Origin of the sequence: Streptomyces mirabilis (genome assembly GCF_039503195.1) — a bacterium.
Lineage (GTDB): Bacteria > Actinomycetota > Actinomycetes > Streptomycetales > Streptomycetaceae > Streptomyces > Streptomyces mirabilis_D.
Genome location: NZ_JBCJKP010000001.1, coordinates 9,084,115 through 9,104,673, shown reverse-complemented (window position 1 = coordinate 9,104,673; position 20,559 = coordinate 9,084,115). Strand labels below are relative to the sequence as shown.

Sequence of the window (20,559 nt, the reverse complement as noted above, 5' to 3'; positions counted from 1 at the left end):
CACAAACCCAGGGTGATCGTCTGTCGTTTATGAGGGGGCCGTGACCCTGGCAACCATGTCGATATGAGCACGGTTGGGGTCGGCGGACGCACGGTCGGTCAGCTCGTCGTCATTCGCAGGGCGACACGTGCCCCGCTGCTGGTGGCATTCACCTGAAGCCGAGAGGACAGTGACGATCGTGTCGAATGAGCCAGGACAGCAGCCGCGGGCGCATCGTGAGGAAACCCGAGACGCGAGCCGACCGTAACCTTGCCGAGCTCCTTCAAGAGCTGCGCGTCGTCCAGACCGGCGTGCAGATCCTCTTTGCCTTCCTCCTGGGGCTGGCGTTCACCAGCCGTTTTCCGCAGCTCGACGATTTCCAGAGCGATACCTACGTCGTCACGCTGCTGCTGACCGTTGTCACCGCCGCAGTTCTCGCTACCCCTGTCGCCCTGCACCGCGGCCTTTTCCACCGCGGCCTGAAGCCGCGCATCGTTGCCATGTCTGCCCGGTTCGCGCAAATCGGCCTGGTCCTGCTGATGCTGTCGCTGAACTGCGCCGTCTTCCTGCTGATGGACGTCGTACTCGGCCGCGTGGAAGCCTTCGTCATCACGGCTGTGACCACAGCGATCTACGCTGGCCTGTGGTTCCTGCTGCCCTGGGTGGCCCGGCGCATGTACTACCCGTGACCGCGTCGTCTCGGCTTCGCGTAGCTGAGGTCAAGGCCCGGCCACGGCGGTGCCGGGGCCTATCGGAGGCCCCAGCAAGTCCCGAGCGCCCTCAACGGCGCGACAGCGTCAAGGTACCCGGACCCGGCGACCTACTTGCCCGCAGCGACCTTGTCCGCGTCCGCCTCTGCGGTTTGGAAGTCGTGGGGGAACTTCCTCACGTCCTCCTGGACCTTCTGCCGGGCCGTCGCGTCGTCGGGGCCCCTGACGTCGAGGCCGTCACTGGCAAGCTGGGCGATGTCAGCGGAGAGGGTGCCGTTGTCGCCCTGCCAGTCGCTGATCGAGGCCGGTTCGTCGTCCGCGGTGAAGTACGCGTCGCCCTTCTTGAACGCGTCCATGCCCGGCTTCACGTCGGTTGCGGCCTTCTCGTACCAGGAGTGGAAGGCGGGATAGCTGTCGGCGTTGCCGCGGTTGAGGACGACGGGCACCCCGTGTTGAACTCATCTTGGTAGTAGGCATCGTTGGCTCGGAGGATCGCCGCGGCCTTCTTCCGGGCCTCGGCCGGCGGCAGCGCGGTCACGATGGTGGCCCGGGCGTTCGGGGCCGTCGACGGCTTGGGGGCTTGGCGTTCGCTGGGCGACGGCTTCGGCGACGAGGACGCTGGCGCCTTCGCGTCGTGCTTGTTCGTGCCGCTCTTCCCTGCGCTGGTGATCCCTGCGACGACGGAAGAGAGTACGAACAGGCCGACGATCGCGGCAGCGAAGATCCCGCAGCCTTTTGCCAGGCTCCGCTTCTTCGGCGGCGCGGCGGGAGGTGGTGGCGGAACGGTCACAGGTGCCCCCTGGTGGAGATGATGTGCGGCCACAGTGGCAGCCGATCACGGAGCGCGGGCAGTTGTTGCCGGAACGTGACGACGGGTTCGGCACCTCGGTGACTACCGCAGCCTCGACAATGCACGACGCCCCGCCGTCCGGACCGTACAGGTCTGGAGGCGGGGCGACGGCCGACGCATACCCGGCCGGTGGATGTATTGACCGGGTCTTCTTCGTGCGTCGTTACGCGGGGGTGATGTTCTCCGCCTGCGGGCCCTTCTGGCCCTGCGTGATGTCGAACTTCACCTTCTGGCCTTCCTGGAGCTCACGGAAGCCGGAGCTGGCGATGTTGGAGTAGTGGGCGAAGACGTCGGGGCCGCCGCCGTCCTGCTCGATGAAGCCGAAGCCCTTTTCCGCGTTGAACCACTTCACGGTGCCTGTAGCCATGTGCCTGTCTCCTTCGAGGGGACTCGTATCGGGCCCCGCACCGTGCGGGATCCGGAGGTGATCGCCCTGGTCCGGAGAGGCGTTGAACAGCAAAAACGCCCGTGAATGCGATCACGGGCGAACGGGACTTCGGAACCACGACTGCTGATCACGACGCTACACCGGCCGGTGAGACTCGGGCCACCGGAACACGGAGTGGGCCTCGCAGGCTGCGTTCGTCACCACTCAAAATCCCGAGGTCGGCGACGGTAGGAGCATACGCGCCGCCGACCTCGGGTTGCCCGACATTCGAGGCCCCGGGACTGGAGGACCAGGGCCGGCACCAACCCGACCAGGACCATCCCCGCGCAGGCGGGGGTGAGCCGGTGGTTCCGCGGTAGGCGGTGGGGATGGCTTCGTCCTCCCCGCGCCGGCAGGGGTGAGCCAGCCCCACGAGCGTTGTCCCACTCAAGGTTGTCAGTGCTCGTTCATAGGATCACGGCATGTCTGATGCCTTCACCGTCTTGTGGACCCATGACACCTGCCGTGCCCTGCGCAAGACAGGCCGCGTGGGCGAGCGGCCGCCGGTCGCCTTCAGCGGCGTCCATTCCTCCCTGCCCGCCTGGTCGGGTGCCCGTGTCGGGGACGAGGTGTACGCGCTGCACGTCAACCGGTGCGCCGTGTTCGTGGTGAGTCGGATGCGAGTGATCGACAGGGAGCGGCGCGACTGCTGCGGCACCACCCCCGAGACGTGGCAGGACCCGGCGTTTCCCGGGCACGGTGACTGGTCGATGCTCGGCGCCGGCGGCTGCGGCGCTGCGGCAGTACACGTGGACGCGACGCCCGTACGCTTCGATACACCGATCCCCGGCGATCTTCTGGCGGGGCTTACCTGGCGTAACCGCCGAGGCCAGACCCGCAGTCTGAAATACGTGGTGGACGGCCGTCTCGAACGATCGGTCAGTCTCCAGGGGTTCTACCGTCTGACCCCCGAGTCCGCCGACGAGTTGGCGAAGGTCGTCGGCAACGCCCTGCGAACGGTCGCATGACGTGGCGGCACAGCGACTGTCAGGAAGTGGAAGTTGTTCTCCCCCACCACCACCGTCACGCCCTGCCGCAACGGAACATCCATGTCCAGCAGCGACTTGAAACCCTTGGCTCTGACCCGCCCCAGATACAACTTCCACCCCTTATCTCCCCAAGAAAGGGAGACTATCGGGCCTGTTGGGGTTTGGCAGGGCAACTACTGCAGCGTCACCGCGTGAACCAACAGCGTCACGTCACCAGCCACCACCCGACCCGCTCTCCTTGACGTTCTGTCAATGTTGTCAACTTCGATACGCGGAGGAATATTTGAAGCTAATCTTTTGAGGTCTGATCTGAGGTGGTACGACGTGAGTGACGTACGTCCGGCGCAGCCGGCAATGCTGGTGGTGGCCCGGGAGTTCCGCGGCATGACGCAAGCCGACGTGGCTGAGGCGATGGTGAAAGCCTCCGGCGGTGATGCAGTGGTGTCGCAGGGGTATGTGAGCCGCGCCGAGAGCGGCCGCCTGGCGGTCTCGGGCGAGCGGCTGGAGCTGTATGCGGCGGCGCTGGGGTATCCGGCGGATCTGCTATGTCTGAATCCGCAGGTGCACGGGATCGGCGTGGGGCTCGTCCACCACCGCAAGCGTGCGTCGTTGACCGTCTCCGCCCTGCGGCGCCAGCATGCCCATCTCGCTCTGACGCGCGTACAGTTGCAGGGCATCGCCGCGTGCCGCCCCGGTCTCGGGGTGCGGGCTGCGGCCATTCCCACTGTCGTACTCGATGCCCTGACCACGGCCAAGGACGCAGCCCGGCAGGTTCGCAAGGCCTGGGGCATGCTGCCGGGCCCGGCGACTGACATCACCGCATCGCTGGAGGCGGCCGGAACGCTGGTGGTCGCGCGTGATCTGGGCAGCGGCCGGCTCGATGCGGTCAGCCAGTGGGACGGAATGCAGCCGCCGCTCATCCTGGCCAACCAGCACGCGCCCGCAGACCGCTACCGCTTCAGCCTGGCGCACGAGCTGGGGCACCTGGTCCTGCACCAGTCCCCCGGCGACAGCGGCACTCAGGAGCGGCAGGCCGACGAATTCGCTTCCGAGTTCCTCATGCCCGCGCGTGACATCCGCTCCGCCTTCCAGCCTCGCGTGGACCTGGAACTGCTGGCCCGGCTGAAGCGGGAGTGGAAGGTGTCGATGGCCGCGCTGCTGCGCCGGGCGCAGAGCCTGAACATCGTCACGGATTGGCAGTACCGCAGCGTGATGGTGGAGATGTCCGCGCTGGGCTACCGCACGGCCGAACCGGTCGAGGTGGACCGGGAGCGGCCCCGGTACGTGCCTGGGCTGATCCACTCGGCTCTGGCCGCGGGGATGAGCGAGGAGGAGCTGGCCCGCTGTGCCCGGCTGCTGCCCGAGGATTTCCAGCTGCTGTATGCCCCGCGCGAAGGCGCGGCGGTGCATCTTGCTTCGAAGGTGAGGCCATGACTGAGCCGTTCCCCTCCCCACACCCGGGCGCCGGTTCCGATCCCGCGGAACCTCCCGACCCTCCTCTCACCCAACCGCCCGCTGTACCCATGCAGTTGCGGGGCCGGATGCTCCTGCAGGCCGGAGTGAGCCGGGTCGGTTACATCCGCGAGCACCTCGATCCAGTGCGCAGCGGGCTCGTCGTCAGCGGTCCCGGGGCGGCAGCAAAGGTCCGCAAGCTGCGCGAGGAGGGGTTCACGGGACCGCTGCTCGCGGATCCCGCCGTCTACACCGTGGCAGCGGCCAGTGAGGATGATCCTTTCCCCGACATCTCGCAAGGCCAGCTGGCCTTTGGCGACCCGCTGAGGCTCTCAATCGAGGAGCAGGTGGGCCACCGCGCGGGCGCGACGGCGGCCATGACGCCCACCGGATATCTGCACGCGGAAGACTCCGACGCGCTCAAGGCCGCCGTCCACCAGGTCCTCAAGCTGGAGGACCCCCACGTCTTCTTCAGTGTTCCCGTGGACGTGGGGTGGCTGCGCGACGACGCAGTCGGACAGCTGATCGCCTGGCTCAATCTCGTGCCGAACCCCAAAGCAATCATGCTCGGCGGACAGATGGACCCGCTGGCCGGCTTCTCCCAGGCAGTGGGCAACCTCAAGCGGCTACTGGCGGAGGTGCCCGGCACGGCACTGCTGCGTGCCGACCTCGCGGCGTTCGGGGCCCTTGCCCACGGGGCGGCATTCACCGCCTTCGGCGCCACCAGCAGCGTGCGGCACATCGTGCCGCCCGGCCAGGCGGCCAAGCGGTCCCCGGGCGGACCGAACTCGCCCTCCGTGCTGCTGCCGGAGCTGATGGACTTCTTCCTCGGCGAGACGCTGGCGAAGAGGTTCGCCGCAGGCCTGGCGCCGGTGTGCCGGTGTGCGGCCTGCGACGGGCTCGTGCTGGACACCTTCGTCAGCAATCACTGGCAGGTGCCGGCCGCCGCCCACAACGCGGCGGTGCTGATGGAGTGGCTGCGCACCATGGACGCCGTCGAACCGGACGGGCGGCCCGTCTGGTGGCAGAAGCTCTGCCGGCGCGCAGTGGACCGCTACCCGGTGCTCAACGCTGAACTCGACCATCCCGGGTTCAGCGCCTTCAAGGTGCCCCAGCAGTTGCTGCAGTGGGCGCAGGCTCCCGTGGCGCAGCAGTCGCCATCTGTGGCACGGCCGGTGGCGGGCGCAGACCGCAGCGAGCCGTGACTAGCCGACGCGGTGGTGGAACTCCTCGGTGAAGCACCACGCTGCGGGGGTATGACGGCGCGGGGTGTAAGGCCGGGGTTCCAGCAGCATGTCCACGCTCTCGCCGTCGGCCACCAGAATGCCGATGCCGTAGAAGGCGGCGTCCATCAGCATCTCCTCAGCCGCCGATGGAGCGCTGTCCAGCAGGAGTGCGCGCCGACAGAAGGGGGCGAAACGGCCGGCTTGCTCCAGCCCTCCGCGCCAGCCCACGGCGCTCGCCCGGACCACAGCGAGATCAATGGTGACCGGCCGCACCGCGCGCCGGGTGACCTCACGGCGGTCGACCTCGGCGGCGCCGGCCGGAAGCCGCCGTACCGCCGAACGTAGACGTGCTGGCAGCGACGCGAGTGCGACGGGCTCGTCGACGGGCAGCTCCAGAAGAGTCTGCAGCGCATCAAGACTGTCCAGACGGGCCGCTGAAACGCGGGCGCGGCGCGCGCATTCTTCCTCGTCAAGCCGGTAGAACAGCAGCGCCTGGCTGCCCATCAGCTGGAGCGAAACAGACAGCGCGGCAGGATCCAGCAGGGCCGCAGAGGCAGCGCGTACCGACGTGCCCACCGACGGGCTGGCCAAGGTCACCATGCCGTTCACCCTGCCTCATCCGACTTCGGCCGCACCCGGCGGCCCCGACTATCCCATCCGATGGGGCACGGCCGCCTCGTCCAAACGTTCCAAAAACCTGCCTAATCCTTGCCACGGTGCTATGTCGCCGACCGCACGGTAGAGCCGCCGTTCCCCGGACACCCAGGCCTGCGGGCCGGTTCTGTACGTCAAGAAGAGATGTCCCGTCTCGATTGATCTGGTTCGGAGTCAGGGCTGGGACCTGCGAGGACCAGATCACTTGAGACGGTGAGCTCCCTCGAATCTCATGTGATCTGGGCCGTCGCCCGCGGATGGTGCCCGTCGTCTCAATCGATGCGGTCCGCCGGTGGCGATTCGAAGTGACTGCAAGGCTGCGTGGTGAGCCAGGCCTGGCTATCCGCCCGCGAAACGTGCCGCCAGGTCCATGGCCTCCTGGGTGAGTCTGATGTGCAGGCCCGCGTTGTCCTGCGTCGCGACCTGGGCAAAGCTGCCCTCGTGCCACCAGAACACCGAAGGGCTCAGCGCGCCCGGTGACTGCTCGAAGCCCACGGCGGCGAACCGGGCCATGGCGTGCAGCGAGGGGGCCACGCTCCTGTCGCGGATGACGTGGAAGGCGAGTTGGTGCCGGTGCGGCAGCGTGACCAGGATTCCGTCCGGCGCGGGTGCGTCCTTGGTGTAGCGACGTACGACCTCGTCGAGGACCAGGGCGAGGCTCGCGATGAAGTACGAGCCTCCCATCAGCACGTCGAAGTGGGAGCCGTCCTTGTCCCTGACCACCTTGTGCCTGTCAACGCGGACGGCCCGTAGGTTCTGGAACGCGCGGTCCCGAAGGGCCGTGATGTCACCCAGATTGGAGAGGGAGTCCGCGGTCAGCATGTCGACGGTTTCCGGGAGGTCGAGCGCCAGCACCTCCAGCAGGCCCGGGACCGATTGGGGACCGTACCCGAAGGCCTTCAGGAGCGCGGGATCGCTGGGAATAAAGCGAGGGTAGAGCTGGGTCAGGAGCCGTTCGTGCGGCAGGGCCCTGAGAGCCTGCGGTCCATCCATCGAACGGATGACCCGGTCAACATGTTCGTCCACCAGCGTCCGCCAGCGCCGGGGGCCGCGGCTGTCGTGGTGGCACACGGCCGCGAGATTGGAGAGGCCGAAGCGCCAACCCGAGTCCGTGGTCACGCGTCCCGGTTCGACCGTTACCTCGATGCCGCGCTCCGCGAAGGCCTCGCGGACGAAGGTACGCAACCGGGCAGCCTCCGCCTCGGACAGGAACGCGAACTCCCCGTCGCGCGGCAGGTCCACCCCATCACGACGCTCTCCGCGCCGAAATATCCCCACCAGGTCCCCAATCGCTCGAAGATGCGGATCATAGCCGCGACCGGCCCAGGCGCCTTCTTCAGGTGTGCACGCCCCGGTAGGGGGCGTGGACGCCGACGGCCCCTCGACTCCCCCCGGGGAACGGAGCGATGACAGGAGCGGCTCGGCCCAGCGCCGGGCCGCTCCGTCCGTTCGCGGGCGACCTTGAACCACTAGGGAGCGATGTTCAGGCAGAGGGCATTCTGCCCTTTGCCCGGTGTGTCAGCCGGTGGAGCAGTCGCCGGAGGTCCGCACACACCGCCCGTGGTTCATATCCGCACACCGTCTGCACTCCCTTTTCTTTCGGGGCCGGTCGGGCCCAGTCCGCCTGCGGTTCATCGCGCTCTCACACGCGCCGGCAGAGCGGGGCCAGTAGGCCCTCGCCGGGCCAGAACTCCTGCTCGGCCACCAGGCAGGCGAGGAACACGTCTACCTCGGCCAGGACGGCGGCACGCTCCGCCGGTCCGTGGGCGATGAACTCGTCAGCCGCGGCGTCGAAGGCGCGCACGTGGCTGTGAGGTCCGGTGCAGACGAGGGCACGTGCGATCTCGGGCAGGCCGAGGCTGAGGGCGTCGCACTCCCCTTCGCTGACGAGCTGCAGCAGGTCGGTGGTGACGCTCTCCCAGTCGCCGACCGTCGGCCAGTCGGCGCCGCCATCCAGTTCGTGAGTGAGGGTGGCCAGCGGGACGATCTCTCCCGGATGGCGTCCTTGGGTGAGGCGGTCGTGGATCTGGGCCCCGTCGGGCTGCCGCACCCGGGGGTGGAGCAGAGAGGCAGCAGCCACCAGGGTGGTGTTGATCTCCTGGGCGCCAGGTCCGGGGTAGTACGGCTCGTGCGCGAAGAGCAGGTAGACGTCCGCAGCGCGGCCTGTGTGATCGGGCTGAGTCTGGGGCATGGGCTGGAATCCCTTCAGTGGTGACAAGCTGGGTGTGCGTCGAGATGCTGGCCGTGCCGTCTGTTCGAAGCCGGGCGGGTGTGGACCCAACGGCCGCTCGTGCCAGCCGGGCTGATCCGCGTCGGCTGGGCCGTCCTCGGTGTGGGTGCGCTTCAGGCTCTGGGCGGCCTGGTCGGCGAGCTGGACCATCAGCCGTTCGCGGGCGATGAGGTCGGCCGAGGCTGAGCGGGTGTCCTGGGTCTGGAGCAGGCCGGCGGCGTCCCACAGCGTGTGCTGACCGATCTCGGCCGCGCGGCGCAGCTCGTAGCGGTCGCTGCCGGCGGCGGCCTGGACGAGGGAGGTGTGCAGGGCGGCGAGGCGCTGCAGGTAGCGGCAGGCGCCGTCGCCTTCGACGCTGCGGACGTGTTCGCGGGCCCGGGCGTCCAGCTGGCCCGGCAGGTGCTCGGCGAGTATCGGAGCGAGCACCATTCCCGGCAGCGAGACGTCGACGGGAACGCCGTGGCCCATCGCGAACAGGCCGGCGAGCAGGCTGATGAGGGCAACGGCAGCGGCGGAGAGCCGCAGGGACCCGGGGATGGTGGGGGCCAGGGCGATGCGGTGGGCGGGGTTCCTGGTCAGCCAGCGCAGGGACAGGTGTTGCATACGGCTCGCGGTGGGGGTGAGAACCCCGATCTGATGGGGGTGCTCGGGCGGGGTGCCGTCACCGGGAACGGTCCAGGCGAGCCAGCCCCACCGCGAGGTGGCACTCGCCACAAGCGGCGACGGCAAGGCCGAGCAAGTCGCGCTGAGCATCGACCAGATGACGTCCCCCGACCGCGCGGACCTGCTGTCCACTCGCTCGGTGTACTCCAGCGACGGGCTGCGCGAGACCGACGAGTACGGCCCGTTGCACCAGGTGACCCTCACCTCGACGCTCGCCGCGGGCACCGGTGGTACGGACCTGGCCGCCGGCACTGAGGTTCCGGCCCGGCAGTACACCGCGAACGGCGCTGTCACGTTGACTGGGTGGGTGGGATGATCTTCTGGTTGGTCGTGGTGGAGGGGGATCGTCCGTGGAGAGCGCGTCGCCGTCGTATAGGGGGCACCGTTACCCGGTCGAGGTCATATCCCACTGCGTGTGGCTGTACCACCGATTCCCGCTCAGCTTCCGCGAGGTCGAGGAGCTGCTGCTCCAGCGCGGCGTGATCGTCTCCTACGAGACCATCCGCCGCTGGTGCGCCAAGTTCGGCCAGGCCTACGCGAACGGACTGCGCCGCCGTCGGCCACGGCCCGGCGACAAGTGGCACCTGGACGAGGTCTTCATCAAGATCAACGGGGAGCACAAGTACCTGTGGCGGGCCGTCGACCAGGACGGCAACGTGCTCGACATCCTCGTGCAGAACCGGCGGGACAAGGCCGCCGCCAGGCGCTTCTTCCGCCGCCTGATGAAGAAGACCGGCACGGTGCCGCGGGTGGTCGTCACCGACAAGCTCCGCTCCTACGGCGCCGCCCACCGCGAGGTCATGCCCTCCGTCGAGCACCGCTCACACAAGGGACTGAACAACCGGGCCGAGAACTCCCACCAGCCCACCCGGCAGCGCGAACGCGCGATGAAGGGCTTCCGCAGCATCGGTGGAGCACAGCGGTTCCTGTCCGCGTTCAGCGGCATCTCACCCCACTTCCCACCCCACCGCCACCTGATGACCGCCCCCGACCACCGAGCCGAGATGACCATCCGCTTCGCCATCTGGGACCAGATCACCGACGCTGTCGGCCGACCCACCACGGTCTGACCAAAGGCCCGGAACCCAGCAACACCACACCCTGACACGCCGCCAGATCTCCACACACCCGACAACGTGACAGTGCCGTTGACGGAGCTTGAACGAGGCGGTGGGGCGTGTCGCGCCGAACCGCCGGGTGGGTGCGGTTGATGACGCTGTAAGCGCCACACTGCCCGGCAGTGTGGGCGGGTCCGTTGCCCGGACGCCGCCCACACTGTACTTGGACTTATCTGCTAGATCTCGGTCGCGCGCCAGTACGTTGGCCGCCACCAGTACAGGGTGGTTCTGTCGGGGGGCCAGTACCCGGATTCTGTTTGCTGATCCGGACCGCCGTCGCGCGCTGCGTCGAACGGCTTCCAGCCCGCTTCCCGCCTGTCGGACGGCTGAGGAGCAGTGGCCCGGTCGCGCCGACGCGGATCACTCACGCCGATCTCTGCGAACGAGCGCTGGGCATCCATGAGTGACGGCCGATTCGGTCCGTCGGGAAGCCAGGGCGAACGAAGCTGCCCCGGATCGTCCTCCCAGCGGCAGATCCGGCAGATCTCATACTGGCCGGGCCCGTCCTCAAGGACGAGGTATCCGCAACACGGGCAGGGATACATGTTGCTCATTTCCAGGGGATGGGAGTGCCCGGCGGAACGACGGTACCCTGCACTCGGGTGGGGTCGTTGAAATAGTCTACGCCTCGGTCCGGCTTGAAGTAGGTGACGAGACCCTTCTTGCTCTTCACTGCGATCTCCCCGGTCGCATTATCGAAATAGGTTGCCGTTTGGGTCACTGAATCGAACCTGCGGAGAATAGACGGATCGGCCGGATCGCAGTCGCAGGCGAGGAAAGCTGCGCCTGCTTCGCATTCCCGTTCCGACTGCGCGCCCACTTCTGCGCCGTGGTCGATGAAGTGGTCCCTGAGGCTCCCGTGGCTTGTCCACCTGTCACCGCAGTTGTGGACCAGGACCGAGGTGGCACCGGCTTTCACGTAGAAGGTGTGAAGGCCGGAGACGGTCAGGTCGAACACCTTCCGGGGTGCGGCCACCGCGCGGATGCCCACCACGGCAACCATGGCGCCGGTCGCAGCACGGAGCCGGTCCTTCGCATGCAGGTCGGATGCCGGAACCCAGCCGCGGCCCGCCACGTACAACTGGTGTCCCGGCGTGGTGAGGACCCGTCCGCCGCCGGCGAGGGTGATCTGAACGAGCCGGTCTGCGCGGTGGGAGAACGTTGCTGTGACCTGTGCCGAGCGGGTGATATCCGCGTTCGGGTCAGTGGCGAGCAGTTCGTCGCCCTCACTGATCGAGCTGATCGGCTTGGAGGTTCCGTTCGCCAGCAGTACGGGCGTTCCCGGTGGGAAACTGTTGGTCGGGCATCCCGGATCCAGTTTGTTGAGTTCCGCTCTGCTGACACCGGCGACCGCGTCCGCCTCGAGTTCCGCGACCTTCAGCCCGCGCCAGGCGTCGAGGACTCCGATGCGGGTTTTCACGGCGGCGTCGAGAGCCTTTACCGCGTCGGCCGCCACCTTGATGATCTTGCGGTCGAAGAGGGTGGCGATGTCGAAAGCGGCCCAGTCGCAGTCGCCCAAGCTGCCCCCGTTGCCGGTCAGCTTCTCGCCGCACCCGATGAAGTCACCGAGGAGGATGTCGACGGGGTCGATTCCCTTGTTGAATTCGACCTCTGAGATGGTGCGGGTGACCGAGTCGTACTGGTTCGGGATGACCTGCGTCTTCAAGAACAGCGCTTCCGAGTGAGGGCATCCGGTGACGGGGATTTCCGCCATTGTGCACAGGTAGATGTCCAGCTTCACATTGAAGTGGATCTTCGCCGTGATGACGCAGTCCCCGAAGTGCACGATCGGATTGCAGTTCTTCTTGTCGAGTATCTCCGGTTCGCCGATAGGTTCCCTTTTTCGTCCCAGAACACGCTGCCGATGCCGGAGGCGGCGCCGTCCGAGATCCGCTTGCCGTTCTTCTCCCGTTCGGTGCGGTCGGCTGCGTCTTGGGCTTCTTTGGCGTACTTGTCGGCGTCTTTGGCTGCCTGCTCGGCCTCGGTGGCGGCGGCGTCGGCGCGGTTGGCTGCCGAGCGGGCGTCTTTGGCGTCCTGTTCGGCCTGGCTGGCGGCGGAGCGGGCTGCTGCGGCGTCGAGTTCGGCTGCGTCGGCGGAGTCGCGGGCGTCCTTGGCGTAGCCCTCGGCGTTGCCGGCCGCCTTGTCGGCGGCTGCCGCGTCGTCGGTGGCCTGCTGGTCGTAGGCGACGGTGCGGGTCAGTGATGCGGCGGCCTTGGACGCGGCGGTGGCGGCGTCGGCCGCGTAGCCGAGGGCCTCCTTGGAGTAGGTGCGGGCGTTGGCCGCGTACTGGGCGGCGTTGGCCGCGTGCTGGTACGCCTCCTTGGCATCGCCCTTTGCCTGGTCGGCGAGGTTCTTGGCGGCCTGTGCCTCGGCGGCGGCGTTCTTGGCGTGGGCGTCGGCGACGGCCTGCTGCTGGCCGGCGATCGACTTCGATGCCTGTCCGGTCAGTACGACCAGGCCGGCGGTGGAGTCGGTGTCGACGTAGGCGGAGCCGAGCTGGATGGCGTCGTTGGCCGGGTTGGCGACCTGCTGCGCTGCCTGGCCGGCGTCCACGGCCGCCTGGGCGGTGACGTGGGCGTAGCCGGCCGCTTTCGCGGAGGCGGCGAGGGCCTTGCCGGCTTCTGTGTTCGCCGCGTTTGCCTGGGTCTTGGAGTCCTTGGCGTGCTGTTGGGCCTCGTTGGCCAGCTTGACGGCTGTCTTAGCCTCGGCGGAGGCGTCCTGGGAGGCTTTGATGGCGTCCGCGACCGCGCTGGTGGCGGTCCTGACCGCCGCGTCGGCCTTCAGCTTGTCGGCCTGGGCGGCGTCCGCGTCCGAGCGGGCCCGCTTGGCGGCCGCTTCGGCGCGGGTGGCTGCGGCATCCGCGTCGGCGGCCGCCTGGGTGGCGGCGTCGGCCTCGGAGCGGGCCCTGGTCGCGGCGCCTTCGGCGGTGTCGGCCGCCTTGTCCGCGTCGTTCGCGGCGGCGCGGGCTGCGTCGGCTGCGTCCCCGGAGTCGAGGGAGTCGGCGTAGGCGTCCTTCGCGTCGGCCTTGGCGCGGGCCGCGTTGGCCTTCTGTTCGGCGTCCCAGGCGTCGTCGCGCATGGCCTTGGCGTGGCCGCTTGCCTTGACCGCGTCGTCCCGCCGGTCCCCGGCGGTCTTCTCTGCGGCCTCGGCCTTGCCCTTGGCGTCCTTCGCCTTGGTCGCCTCGGATTCGGCGTTCTTCTTGTGCTCGGCTGCCTCGGCCCGTTTGGCGGCGGCGGTCTCCTTCTCCGCCTTGGCCGTCTTCTCCTCGGCCTCCGCCGCGAGCCGCTTGGCGTGCGCGTCGGCGGCGGCCGCCTTCGCATCCGCCTCCGCCTTCACCGCTTCGGTGAGCTTGGCCTCCGCGGTCTCCTTGTCCTTCTTGGCGTTGTCCCGGTGCACCTTCGCGGCGTCGGCCGCGGCCTTGGCCTGCAACTCGGCCTTCTCCGCGGCCTTCTTGCGGAACTCCGCCTTCACCTGCGCGGCCTGGGCGAGCGCGCGCTCCGCGATGGTCTGGCTGTCTCCGCCGGAGGCGCGGGTGGCGGCCTCGGCGGTCTCGCCGGCCTTCACCATCGCCTCAAGCGCGGCCGCCGCACCCTGGGTGACCTGTGCCTTCTGCTGCCCGACCAGCAGACCGCGCCCCCGCGGCGCGCCGCTGGTGTCGGCAACGGTGTAGGAGGCCAGCTCGGCGGTGTCCGAGGCGGTGGCGGCCTTCTTCACGGCGGCGAGCTGGGTCTTGAGGACGTCGAGCTGCTTCTTCGCCGCCGTCTGGGCGGCCGTGATGCCGGCCTTGGCCTTGTCGAACTGGGCCTTGGGCGGCACGGTGCCGGTGTGCCCGGAGGGCGTGACGTCGAACTGCTGCGGCCCGCTGCCGTTGCACGTGTACAGCCACGAGTTGTAGCCGTTGGTGTACTCGTGGAGGTCAAGGCACTTGTCGGTGCCGACGTTGCGCAGGCTGCCGGTGGCGCGGAGGTTGAACTCCCACGTCTGCGCCGGGGAGCCGCTGCACGTCCAGATCTGGATCTTCGTGCCGTTGGCCGGGTTGTTGTTCGAAACGTCCAGGCACTTCAGGGAGTTGACGTTCTGCAGGTGCAGTCCCCGGTCGTCGCCGTAGACCTTCCACTCCTGTGCCGCTGAACCGTTGCACGTGTACAGCTGGACGGGGGTGCCGTTGTCCTTCTTCGCGCCCTCGACGTCGAGGCACTTGCCCTGCGCGGCGTGCACCTCGATCACCGCCGGGGCGTCGCCGACCCAGCCGGCCCCGCCCGCGGACCAGTAGTCCTGCCAGCGCGCGAGGTGGTCGGCGGTCCACGAGTACCCCAGCAGGTCACCCAGCGCTTTGGCGCCGGCCGCCAGGGACTTGGTGGCGTCCTTGCTGGCGTTCAGGATCTGGTTGCGCTGCGTTGTCTGAGAGGCGATCTCCTGCTGCCACTCCGTGGCGGCCGTGCCGGAGACGTCGCCCAGAACGTGGTCGGGATCGATCGGGTCTCGCCAAGCGCATGCGGCGAACCGGGATTTCAGGTCCTCGACCGCGATGCGGTACTCGGCCGTGCCCGGCTGCGGGGCTGTCCGGGGGAAGCCTCCGGACGCCAGGAACATTCGGGCGTTGTCCGCGCCCGCGTTCTCCCCGGGAGCCCCGTGCAGCCACTTGAACGCGTCCCGCTCGGCGAGGGCGCGGTTCCACTCGTCGGCCGGCAGCCCGGCGGGGTCGGGGTCCTTGCCGTAGAGAGGGCTGCCCAGGTCGTCGACGGCCTTGAGGGTCGCCGCGTCCGCCCTGGGCGTGGAGTCGGCATAGAAGTCGCCGTCGTTCTTCCAGAACCGGTCCGCGGTCCACTTCGTCAGACCGGTCTGGCCGTAGAAGTCCTCCTTGCCGTCCCCCGGCGACCCCGGAGGCCAGTGGAAGTCGGTCTCGGTGAAACCGGCCGGGTTCGTCAGACCCTCGAGCGGCTTCCGCCATCCGGCCCGCAGAGCATGGAGGGCATCCAGTTCCTTGCCCGCCGCGTCCCGGTCCGTCTGGTACGCGGCGGCGAGCGGAGTCTTCTCCCAACTCTTCCGGTCGGCCAGCGTATGAAGCTTGTCCGCGGGCTGGTTCAGGCCGTCCTGCGCGGTCGTGGCCATGGACGGGCCGCCCAGCCGCAGTACATCGGCCATGAGGCACTGGTCCTGCCGCAGTTGCTCGGCAGCCGTGTCCACATTCCAGTCGTAGGAGTCACTTGCCGGGTCGGCGTCCGCTCCACGGCCGAGCAGGTCGGGCTGGACGGCCAGCCCGCCGAGGACGGCCAGGGCGGCCACGGACGTGACGACGGGAGTGAAGAATCCGGATCTTCGTGATCCGGGCATACGCAACCACGGTCTGGGGCGCAACAGAGCATCTCTTTCTTCGTCCAAAGGTGGCGGGCCCGGTCAGGCCTGGTCGAAGACAAGGGGAGAACAGCGGTCCTGAGCCGGAGTCAGGGGCGCACAGCGCGGGCTGGACCAGCGTGCGCAGACAGCCGGTATGACGGCATGACGAAGCAGCCCCTCCCCGTGGGCGACGGTGTTCCCCCGGTCGCCGAATGACAGACGCGTGTGTCCGGACTGGTCAAGATCCACCGCACGCGGCGCTCACCATAGACACAGAACACGTGAACAGAACAGGGAAAGTTCAGGGCCGCAAGGCACACGCATACACCGCTCCGGGGAGACGAGAACCGTTCCGGAATACGTCGTTCACGTGCACATCCCACGCGGGACCTGTGTGATTCATGTGAAGCGGAAGGGCGGCCGAAGCCTCCGGCAACTTTCCGCACCCGCCACCAGGTGATGCACGTCACGAGACGGAAGCGGAGAGCGATACCGCCACACTCCCGGTAAACGCGAGCCGCACCGAGAAGACGGCAACAGCTATCCGAGGGGCCTTGTTGGCACGGAGGTCCCCACCGGCGCTGGCACCGCAGTACCCCGCGCCGCCGACGACGCTGACGACGGAGGCCGCGGACCTCGCCCAGGTGGGGCCGGATCCACAGGGGCATGGCGATCTGGACCGCGGTGAAGACGGCGAGAGTGGTGGCCATCGCCGGCAGGGTGCGGCGGAAGAGGACGTCGAGGGCGAAGGCGAGGGCGGCATAGCCGATGGGGACGACACCGCGCGCGCTGAACACCATCGGGTCGATCCGAGGGAAGAAGGGGTCCGAGGAGTCGGATCCGCCGCCGCCTACGGCCTGGTCGATCGGGCCGCTCCACCAGGTCACCGCGAGGCGCTGTCACGTTGTTACGGTAGTTCGTTAAGTCCGGCGGTGGTGTGGGTTGACGGCAGGTCGGGTTGGTCGTAGGCCGGTGGTAGGAGTCAACTGCGGTGCTGGGGGCTGACAATGACTGCTCGCCGTCCGTGTCCGCCTGCGCCGGGGCCGTTGGAGGAGTACGCGGCCCGGTTCGACGACCTCTTCTTCAGCCTGGCACAGCGGCGGGGGTTTCGTGAGTGTCTGACGGGGCCGCTGGCGCCGCGGGAGCGGAACAAGACGATCACCTGTCTGGCAGGGGCGGAGCCGGTGGCGGGGGCGGGGATGCCGGGGGTGCAGCGATTGCAGTTCTTCCTGTCCGAGTCTCCTTGGGAGGCCGAACAGGTCAACGACCGGCGGCTCGAGCTGCTGCGCTGTCGGCGACGGCTCCGCACGACGGCGGGGTCATCGTGATCGACGACTCCGGGGACCGCAAGGACGGCACGGCGACCGCGCACGTGGGCCGGCAGTGGCTGGGCCGGTTGGGCAAGACGGACAACGGCATCGTCACGGTGACCACGGTGTGGACCGACGGCCGCGTGTACTACCCGCTGCATGCGACTCCCTACACCCCTGCCCATCACTTCGCCCGCGGCCGGTCCGATCCGGCCTTCCGCACGAAACCGCAGCTGGCCGCTGCCCTCGCGGCCCGTGGGAAAGGGGCGGGCATCGGCTGCCGGGCAGTGGTCGCCGACTGCGCCTACTCGGTCAGTGACGACTGGTATCTCGCACTGCGCGAGGCCGGCCTGCCTACGTGGTGGCGCTCAAGCCGCGTAACGGTGTCTGGGCCCCGGTCGACCAGCCGCACACCCCCATTGAGGCCGCACACACCCTGGCCTGGCAAGATGCCGACCATTCCGGCGACTGGACGCCCGTTGAGCGTCACTTCCGCGACGGGCACACCGAGACCTGGTGGGCCGCCGATGCCCGCCTGGGCGGCTACGGCCCCAACTCGCCCTGCCGCCTGATCGTGGCCACCACCGACCCAGCCCGGCTGCTGGAGAAGGCCACCTGGTACCTGGCCACCAACCTGCCCCACCCTGACGCAGGCCACACCGCCACCAGCCCGCATCCGCCGGCCGACCTGGCCGAGGTCGTCCGTCTCTACGGCCTGCGGCCCTGGATCGAGCAGAGCTACAAGCAGATCAAGGACGAACTCGGCTGGGCCGACTTCCAAGTCCGCTCCGACCGCGCCATCCGCCGCCACCAGACCCTGGTCAACTGCGCCTTCTCTTTCTGCTGGGACCAGTGGTTCGCCCCACCCGGACCCCTGGATACCAGCGCGCCGGATCCGCGCCCCAACAACGGGCCAGAGAGGGGGCCCAGGCACACCCCACCAGCCCCAACAGCCTTGCTGGCCCAGGGTCTTACGCGCCATCCGTTCCTGGCTCACCCCCGCCGTCACCCTCAACCGGTGGTGGCGAGCCTGGACGGACAAGGACCCGCCTTCCGAGCTCCAGGCCCTGATCGACGCGGTCACCACCGGACACGGTCTTGATCTCTACTGCCGGATTTAACGAACTACCGGTAAGTGCGTGATACGGGTGCGCGGTCCCATGCCGGGTGTCGGTGTGCCAGCGCTTCGGCCTCTTCAGGGGTGTGGCCGGAGGCGATGAGCCAGATCACCCACAGGGCGGGGTCGATCCAGGCTGCACCGAGGGAGGCCCATCCCAGTCGACGAGGCGGGCTCGGCCGCCGGTGATCAGGACGTTGTCGGGCTTCCAGTCGGTGTGGAGCAGATGTGTTCCTGCGAATGCTTGAAGGTCGTCTGGCTCCTCGACGTGAGCACTCAGCCGCGACGGCATCGTCTTGAGGTCGACGGAGGCGGGGGCGGTCGCGGTTGACAGGGTCCACATGGCCTGGATGACGAGTTCCAGGTCCGGGGAGCCTGGCATGTAATCGGCATGTTTGCCGCCGAGGTCTTCGAAAGCCAGCAGGTTCCAGCCCTTGCCTGTGGCGTGCCACTTCAGTTCGGGGGCGAGACCGCGGGTGTGTGCGTTGATGTCGGCCTCGCGCCGCTGTGTCCACACCCACCGGTGGTCGGAGCGCATACCCTTGACGAAGATCCTTCGGCCGTCGCGGAGTTGTACACGAGCCGCGATCTCGCTGTTGAGTCCAGCCGATACCATCTCGGCTCTCTCGACCGGGCCGGTGGTGGCCTCGATCACGGCGAGCGCGTCCGCAGGCACGCTGGACAGGCGGTGTGTTGCCAATGTGTGCTCCAGAAAAACGGCGTAGGCCAGGTGGACGGGTGGAGCCGCGCCGTCCGCGACTCCACCCGCATGGCGCTGGCTAGTTGTACGGGTTGTCGTCGTTGCATCCCGGCAGAGTCCAGGTCATCAACGTCTCAACGAGCACAGCTCCGCCCTCCTTTGGGTCCTCGTCCTTGGCGTGGATGCGCGTCTGCGTGATCTCGACCATCACCGCGGTCATGGGGTCACCTACTTCCGTGTTGGCAGTAGTTCTTCAGTGGTGCCATCGCCTCCTGGACAACCTTGGCCATCGGCCTGCACACCTGGCAGGTGGCAGAGAGCTGACAGCCGGCGCATCCCCCGGTGCGAAGCATCAGGGAATTGGCGAAACCACCGAGTTGCGCCACTCCGGACGTCGGCGATGTCCTGAGCACCGACGCCAGTCCCCGCCCGTCCGCCACGGGGGGAGCGGACGAGCGGGGCTGGCATGGGGCCTACCAGGTGATGGTCTGGCCCTGCGGGGTGACGCTGACGGTGAACTCCTCCAGTGCCGGAGTGCCGGCCGCGTGCCAGCGGCCGAGCTGCTCCTCGACAGCATCCCAGGGGGCGTTGGGCCCGTCCTGCCGCACGATCCAGCGGCCGTCCTTCTCATAGAGGGCAGCCCACGAGCCGGACTCGACGTCGACGAGAACGTGCTCGGTATGACCGTCGCGTTCCATCGTCAGGTGCTGTGCGTGGGGAGCTGCGAGCTGCATGACGAAGCGGGATGTCCAGTCGTTCAGTGCGTCGGTTCCGATGATGGCCTCGCGCTCCTTGCCCTCGCTGAGGTCGGGGAGCAGGCCCAGCGCGGGCGGCGTGTGCGGGCGCGCGAGCATGAAGCTGACCTGACCGCTCAGTAGCAGCCCGGTTGCCGTGCCGTCGTTGTGGACGGTCAGGCGTGCGAGTTCCGACGAGCCGAGCCAGCCACCGATGGTTGTCAGGATCAGGCCACCGGGCCGGGTCTGCTCGATCCAGGCCGCAGGAACGGTGCACACGCCGCAGGTGGCGATCACCCGGTCGTACGGTGCCCCTTCGGCGTAGCCGAGGAGGCCGTCGCTGCTGACGAGCGTGGGGTACATCCCCCGTCGGCCCAGGGCTGTCCGTGCACGCGAGGCCACTTCCTCGTCGTACTCGATCGAGGTGACGTACTCCTCGCCCAGCCGCGCGCAGAGCACCGCGGTGGAGTACCCGGTGCCGGTCCCGATCTCCAGCACCTTCGACTCCGGCTCGACCTGGAGGTCCTCCAGCATGCGCACCACGAGAGACGGCAGCGTGCTGGAACTGGTCGGGTCCCGCATGATCTGGCCGCGGATGTCCGCGGGCATGATCGTGCCGGCGATCTGAGTCACCAGGGACCGTCCTCGTAGCAGGCTTCGAGCCAACTGGCGTCGCCTTCCAGGACGGGTGCCCATGCCGAGGGCACAGCGCCGTCCACGCGGTGGAAGAACCCGGTCCGCAGGAACTCGTGTCGGGCGACGGTTTCGACGGCACGCTTCCACGGCTCCGTGCGCAGACTGCCGTTCGCCGTCATGGAGTCGATGAGTTGCTGGTGGAGCTGCGCTTGGTCGGTCACGACGTCCTCTCCAAAAGGTCTGCCAGGGCTGCGCACATCGGCAGACCGGTCTCAGACTCCAGCCAGTACCACTGACCGGAGGGGTTGCACTCCAGGAACCACCATTGCCCGTCTTCGCCTACGCAGAAGTCGAAAGGGCACTGTCACGTTGTCGGGTGTGTGGAGATCTGGCGGCGTGTCAGGGTGTGGTGTTGCTGGGTTCCGGG

General features: G+C 68.4%; 19 protein-coding genes and 2 pseudogenes. 9 read left to right on the top strand and 12 right to left on the bottom strand.

From position 1 onward, the window contains the following. The first annotated feature begins 185 nt into the window (after positions 1–185). A complete protein-coding gene (locus tag AAFF41_RS41350; protein WP_319754585.1) occupies positions 186–668 on the top strand; it encodes a DUF6328 family protein in 483 nt (160 codons plus the stop codon). Between the two features lie 131 nt (positions 669–799). Here the strand turns inward: AAFF41_RS41350 and AAFF41_RS41345 are convergent, their stop codons facing one another. Next, positions 800–1,135, bottom strand: coding sequence for a hypothetical protein (locus AAFF41_RS41345; RefSeq protein ID WP_343325660.1), 336 nt, complete (start codon positions 1,133–1,135; stop codon positions 800–802). A 567-nt stretch (positions 1,136–1,702) separates the two neighbouring features. Next, the gene (locus AAFF41_RS41340) at positions 1,703–1,906 is read right to left on the bottom strand and encodes a cold-shock protein (RefSeq protein ID WP_097282876.1); all 204 of its coding nucleotides are present in this window, start codon (positions 1,904–1,906) and stop codon (positions 1,703–1,705) included. Between the two features lie 482 nt (positions 1,907–2,388). On the opposite strand from AAFF41_RS41340, the gene AAFF41_RS41335 reads away from it, so the two are divergent. The 3 genes from AAFF41_RS41335 (at position 2,389) to AAFF41_RS41325 (ending at position 5,612) form a co-directional block, all read left to right on the top strand. Further along, positions 2,389–2,934, top strand: coding sequence for a hypothetical protein (locus tag AAFF41_RS41335; protein WP_319754587.1), 546 nt, complete (start codon positions 2,389–2,391; stop codon positions 2,932–2,934). Positions 2,935–3,279: 345 nt separating this feature from the next. Further along, positions 3,280–4,389: an ImmA/IrrE family metallo-endopeptidase gene (locus AAFF41_RS41330; protein ID WP_319754588.1), complete on the top strand. Its 1,110-nt coding sequence runs from the start codon at positions 3,280–3,282 to the stop codon at positions 4,387–4,389. Between the two features lie 89 nt (positions 4,390–4,478). Beyond that, positions 4,479–5,612: a hypothetical protein gene (locus AAFF41_RS41325; RefSeq protein WP_343325659.1), complete on the top strand. Its 1,134-nt coding sequence runs from the start codon at positions 4,479–4,481 to the stop codon at positions 5,610–5,612. Here the strand turns inward: AAFF41_RS41325 and AAFF41_RS41320 are convergent, their stop codons facing one another. From AAFF41_RS41320 to AAFF41_RS41310, 3 genes are all read right to left on the bottom strand, one after another. Then, a complete protein-coding gene (locus tag AAFF41_RS41320) occupies positions 5,613–6,242 on the bottom strand; it encodes a hypothetical protein (RefSeq protein ID WP_319754590.1) in 630 nt (209 codons plus the stop codon). Positions 6,243–6,626: 384 nt separating this feature from the next. Continuing rightward, a complete protein-coding gene (locus AAFF41_RS41315; RefSeq protein ID WP_319754591.1) occupies positions 6,627–7,529 on the bottom strand; it encodes a hypothetical protein in 903 nt (300 codons plus the stop codon). Positions 7,530–7,929: 400 nt separating this feature from the next. Next, positions 7,930–9,231: a hypothetical protein gene (locus AAFF41_RS41310; protein ID WP_343325658.1), complete on the bottom strand. Its 1,302-nt coding sequence runs from the start codon at positions 9,229–9,231 to the stop codon at positions 7,930–7,932. On the opposite strand from AAFF41_RS41310, the gene AAFF41_RS41305 reads away from it, so the two are divergent. Continuing rightward, a complete protein-coding gene (locus AAFF41_RS41305; RefSeq protein ID WP_343325657.1) occupies positions 9,218–9,496 on the top strand; it encodes a hypothetical protein in 279 nt (92 codons plus the stop codon). The genes AAFF41_RS41310 and AAFF41_RS41305 overlap by 14 nt on opposite strands. A gap of 34 nt (positions 9,497–9,530) precedes the next feature. Beyond that, complete coding sequence (locus AAFF41_RS41300; protein WP_343325650.1) at positions 9,531–10,250, top strand: IS6 family transposase; 720 nt, start codon at positions 9,531–9,533, stop codon at positions 10,248–10,250. A 224-nt stretch (positions 10,251–10,474) separates the two neighbouring features. On the opposite strand, the gene AAFF41_RS51860 is transcribed toward AAFF41_RS41300, so the two are convergent. Together AAFF41_RS51860 and AAFF41_RS41290 are read right to left on the bottom strand one after the other, a co-directional pair. Continuing rightward, positions 10,475–10,843 carry a CPCC family cysteine-rich protein gene (locus tag AAFF41_RS51860; RefSeq protein WP_425526264.1) on the bottom strand — a complete coding sequence of 123 codons (369 nt, stop codon included), beginning with the start codon at positions 10,841–10,843 and terminating at the stop codon, positions 10,475–10,477. A 5-nt stretch (positions 10,844–10,848) separates the two neighbouring features. Further along, positions 10,849–15,632, bottom strand: a pseudogene (locus tag AAFF41_RS41290) (RICIN domain-containing protein). A gap of 1,049 nt (positions 15,633–16,681) precedes the next feature. Between AAFF41_RS41290 and AAFF41_RS41285 the strand changes: the two are divergent. From AAFF41_RS41285 to AAFF41_RS41280, 3 genes are read left to right on the top strand one after another with little or no spacing between them, the layout of a single operon-like run. Beyond that, positions 16,682–16,963, top strand: coding sequence for a transposase (locus AAFF41_RS41285; RefSeq protein WP_319754663.1), 282 nt, complete (start codon positions 16,682–16,684; stop codon positions 16,961–16,963). Next, positions 16,960–17,517: a transposase gene (locus AAFF41_RS51855; protein WP_351523771.1), complete on the top strand. Its 558-nt coding sequence runs from the start codon at positions 16,960–16,962 to the stop codon at positions 17,515–17,517. The genes AAFF41_RS41285 and AAFF41_RS51855 overlap by 4 nt, the downstream gene beginning before the upstream one ends. A 2-nt stretch (positions 17,518–17,519) precedes the next feature. Further along, positions 17,520–18,047 (top strand): hypothetical protein, encoded by a 528-nt coding sequence (locus AAFF41_RS41280; protein ID WP_351523769.1) that lies wholly within the window; start codon positions 17,520–17,522, stop codon positions 18,045–18,047. Between the two features lie 124 nt (positions 18,048–18,171). On the opposite strand, the gene AAFF41_RS41275 is transcribed toward AAFF41_RS41280, so the two are convergent. The 5 genes and pseudogenes from AAFF41_RS41275 to AAFF41_RS41255 form a co-directional block, all read right to left on the bottom strand. Then, the gene (locus AAFF41_RS41275) at positions 18,172–18,762 is read right to left on the bottom strand and encodes a protein kinase family protein (RefSeq protein ID WP_343325653.1); all 591 of its coding nucleotides are present in this window, start codon (positions 18,760–18,762) and stop codon (positions 18,172–18,174) included. A 79-nt stretch (positions 18,763–18,841) separates the two neighbouring features. Further along, the gene (locus tag AAFF41_RS41270) at positions 18,842–18,982 is read right to left on the bottom strand and encodes a hypothetical protein (RefSeq protein WP_319754666.1); all 141 of its coding nucleotides are present in this window, start codon (positions 18,980–18,982) and stop codon (positions 18,842–18,844) included. A gap of 253 nt (positions 18,983–19,235) precedes the next feature. Then, positions 19,236–20,129, bottom strand: a complete 894-nt coding sequence (locus tag AAFF41_RS41265; RefSeq protein ID WP_343325652.1) for a methyltransferase domain-containing protein — start codon at positions 20,127–20,129, stop codon at positions 19,236–19,238. Beyond that, a complete protein-coding gene (locus AAFF41_RS41260) occupies positions 20,126–20,353 on the bottom strand; it encodes a hypothetical protein (protein WP_343325651.1) in 228 nt (75 codons plus the stop codon). The genes AAFF41_RS41265 and AAFF41_RS41260 overlap by 4 nt, the downstream gene beginning before the upstream one ends. Then, a pseudogene (locus AAFF41_RS41255) lies at positions 20,350–20,487 on the bottom strand (ATP-grasp ribosomal peptide maturase); the annotation flags it as partial. The gene AAFF41_RS41260 and the pseudogene AAFF41_RS41255, both read right to left, overlap by 4 nt. Positions 20,488–20,559 lie beyond the last annotated feature (72 nt).

Bases quoted from the DNA above. Each gene is read 5' to 3' on its own strand.
- AAFF41_RS41350 (WP_319754585.1), top strand. From the start codon at position 186: ATGAGCCAGGACAGCAGCCGCGGGCGCATCGTGAGGAAACCCGAGACG.
- AAFF41_RS41340 (WP_097282876.1), bottom strand. From the start codon at position 1,906: ATGGCTACAGGCACCGTGAAGTGGTTCAACGCGGAAAAGGGCTTCGGC.
- AAFF41_RS41335 (WP_319754587.1), top strand. From the start codon at position 2,389: ATGTCTGATGCCTTCACCGTCTTGTGGACCCATGACACCTGCCGTGCC.
- AAFF41_RS41325 (WP_343325659.1), top strand. From the start codon at position 4,479: ATGCAGTTGCGGGGCCGGATGCTCCTGCAGGCCGGAGTGAGCCGGGTC.
- AAFF41_RS51860 (WP_425526264.1), bottom strand. From the start codon at position 10,843: ATGTATCCCTGCCCGTGTTGCGGATACCTCGTCCTTGAGGACGGGCCC.
- AAFF41_RS41270 (WP_319754666.1), bottom strand. From the start codon at position 18,982: ATGACCGCGGTGATGGTCGAGATCACGCAGACGCGCATCCACGCCAAG.